Raw genomic sequence first — 2,235 nt, 5'->3', positions numbered from 1 at the left:
GTCCGCGTGTTCCGTTCGAGCGGCGCTGAGATCAAGGTTTGAGAGGCTGACCATGGCTCGTTTGCAAGAGTTCTACCGCGAGAAGGTCGTCCCCGACCTGGTGGCCAAGTTCGGCTACAAGTCGTCGATGCAGGCCCCGCGGATCACCAAGATCACACTGAACATGGGCGTCTCGGAAGCGGTATCCGACAAGAAGGTGATGGATCACGCCGTCTCCGACCTGTCGAAGATTGCCGGCCAGAAGCCCGTCGTCACCAAGTCGAAGAAGGCGATCGCCGGCTTCAAGATCCGCGACGGCGTTCCGATCGGCTGCATGGTCACGCTGCGCGGCGTGCGCATGTACGAATTCCTCGACCGCTTCGTGACGATCGCCTTGCCGCGCGTGCGCGACTTCCGCGGCATCTCGTCGCGTGCGTTCGACGGCCGCGGCAACTACAACGTCGGCGTCAAGGAACAGATCATCTTTCCGGAGCTCGAGTACGACAAGATCGACGCGCTGCGCGGCTTGAACATCTCGATCACGACCTCGGCGAAGACGGACGAGGAGTGCCGTGCACTGCTCACCGCCTTCAAGTTCCCGTTCAAGACCTGAAGGGGTTTCGACAGTGGCAAAAGTTTCCCTGATCCAGCGCGAGTTGAAGCGCGCCCGCCTGGTCGCCAAGTACGCCAAGAAGCACACCGAGCTGAAGGCCGCCGCGAACGATTCGAGCAAGTCCGACGAGGACCGCTACGCTGCCCGGCTCGAGCTGCAGCAGCTGCCCCGCAACGCGTATCCGACGCGTCAGCGCAAGCGTTGCGGGATCACCGGTCGTCCGCGCGGAACGTTCCGCAAGTTCGGCCTGGGGCGCAACAAGATCCGGGAAATGGCCTTCAAGGGCGATATCCCCGGGATCATCAAGGCCAGCTGGTAGTCGGCGCGCAGCACGCGAGCCGAAGAGGAGTTTGATCCATGAGCATGAGTGATCCGATCGCCGATATGCTGACCCGCATCCGCAACGCGCAGATGGTCGAGAAGCCGACCGTGACGCTGCCGTCGTCGAAGCTGAAGGTCGCGATCGCCAAGGTCCTGAAGGACGAGGGCTACATCGACGATTTCGCGGTGCGCGGCGAGGGCAGCAAGCCCGAGCTCGAGATCGCCCTGAAGTACTACGCCGGCCGGCCCGTCATCGAGAAGATCGAGCGCGTGAGCCGCCCGGGCCTGCGCATCTACAAGGGCCGGCACGACATCCCGACCGTGATGAACGGGCTCGGCGTCGCCATCGTCACCACGCCGAAGGGCGTGATGACCGACCGCAAGGCTCGCCAGGCCGGCATCGGCGGCGAAGTCCTCTGCTACGTGTCGTAAGGAGAGGGAGCCATGTCTCGCGTAGGAAAGATGCCGCTGGAAGTGCCGAAGGGCGTCGACGTCACGTTGACCGCCGAGCAGATCAGCGTCAAGGGATCGCTCGGCACGCTGGCGCGGCCGGTGCACGGGCTTGTCACGGTCAAGAGCGAAGACGGCAAGCTGCTGTTCGCGCCGGCCGACGAGTCGGTCGCGGCCGACGCGATGTCGGGGACGATGCGGGCGCTGGTCGCCAACATGGTCGGCGGCGTCACCAAGGGCTTCGAGAAGCGTCTGGCGCTGGTCGGCGTCGGCTACCGGGCCACGGCCCAGGGTTCGAAGCTGAACCTGCAGATCGGGTATTCGCACCCGGTCTCCAAGGAAATGCCCGCCGGCGTCAAGGTCGAGTGCCCGACGCAGACGGAGATCGTGATCAAGGGCGCCGATGCCCAGGCCGTGGGCCAGGTCGCGGCCGAAGTTCGCGCGTTGCGCCCGCCGGAGCCCTACAAGGGCAAGGGCATCCGCTACGCGAACGAGAAGGTCACGATCAAGGAAACGAAGAAGAAGTAAGGAGCCGACGACATGCTGACCAAGAAAGACCAACGGGTTCGCCGCTCGCGCCAGACGCGCGCGCGCATCGCCGTGCAACGCGTCGCGCGCCTGACCGTCTACCGCACCAACCTGCACATCTACGCCAGCGTCATCTCCGACGACGGCTCGCGCGTGCTGGCGAGCGCCTCCTCGGTCGAGCCGGACGTCCGCAAGGACCTCGCCGGCGACGGCAAGGCGACCGGCAAGGGCGGCAACGTCGCCGCGGCGTCGGTCGTCGGCAAGCGCATCGCCGAGAAGGCGAAGGCGGCCGGCGTCGAGAAGGTCGCGTTCGATCGCGCCGGGTTCGCGTACCACGGCCGCGT

Annotated in this window: 5 protein-coding genes; all 5 read left to right on the top strand. The window is 65.5% G+C overall.

Features of this window, described 5'->3' with window-relative positions:
- Positions 1 to 52: 52 nt before the first annotated feature.
- On the top strand, positions 53 to 592 hold the full coding sequence (gene rplE, locus AC30N0_RS11235) for a 50S ribosomal protein L5 (protein WP_489518000.1): 540 nt from the start codon (positions 53 to 55) through the stop codon (positions 590 to 592).
- Between the two features lie 13 nt (positions 593 to 605).
- Entirely contained in the window at positions 606 to 911 is a 306-nt protein-coding gene (gene rpsN / locus AC30N0_RS11230) for a 30S ribosomal protein S14 (protein WP_489517999.1), read from the top strand.
- A 38-nt stretch (positions 912 to 949) separates the two neighbouring features.
- Positions 950 to 1,345, top strand: coding sequence for a 30S ribosomal protein S8 (gene rpsH / locus AC30N0_RS11225; protein WP_489517998.1), 396 nt, complete (start codon positions 950 to 952; stop codon positions 1,343 to 1,345).
- 12 nt (positions 1,346 to 1,357) lie between these two features.
- The gene (gene rplF / locus AC30N0_RS11220; protein ID WP_489517997.1) at positions 1,358 to 1,891 is read left to right on the top strand and encodes a 50S ribosomal protein L6; all 534 of its coding nucleotides are present in this window, start codon (positions 1,358 to 1,360) and stop codon (positions 1,889 to 1,891) included.
- A gap of 12 nt (positions 1,892 to 1,903) precedes the next feature.
- Positions 1,904 to 2,235: 50S ribosomal protein L18 (locus AC30N0_RS11215; RefSeq protein WP_489517996.1), on the top strand; the 332-nt coding region annotated here is incomplete at its 3' end.

Source organism: Rhizobacter sp. (genome assembly GCF_031412495.1).
Taxonomy (GTDB): Bacteria; Pseudomonadota; Gammaproteobacteria; order Burkholderiales; family Burkholderiaceae_C; genus Schlegelella_A.
The sequence above is the reverse complement of the archived record's forward strand: the minus strand, read 5'-3'. Positions and strand labels throughout refer to the sequence as shown.

What these genes read in the sequence shown, in the direction of transcription:
- rplF (WP_489517997.1), top strand. Translation starts at nt 1,358, where the DNA reads ATGTCTCGCGTAGGAAAGATGCCGCTGGAAGTGCCGAAGGGCGTCGAC.
- rpsH (WP_489517998.1), top strand. Translation starts at nt 950, where the DNA reads ATGAGCATGAGTGATCCGATCGCCGATATGCTGACCCGCATCCGCAAC.
- rplE (WP_489518000.1), top strand. Translation starts at nt 53, where the DNA reads ATGGCTCGTTTGCAAGAGTTCTACCGCGAGAAGGTCGTCCCCGACCTG.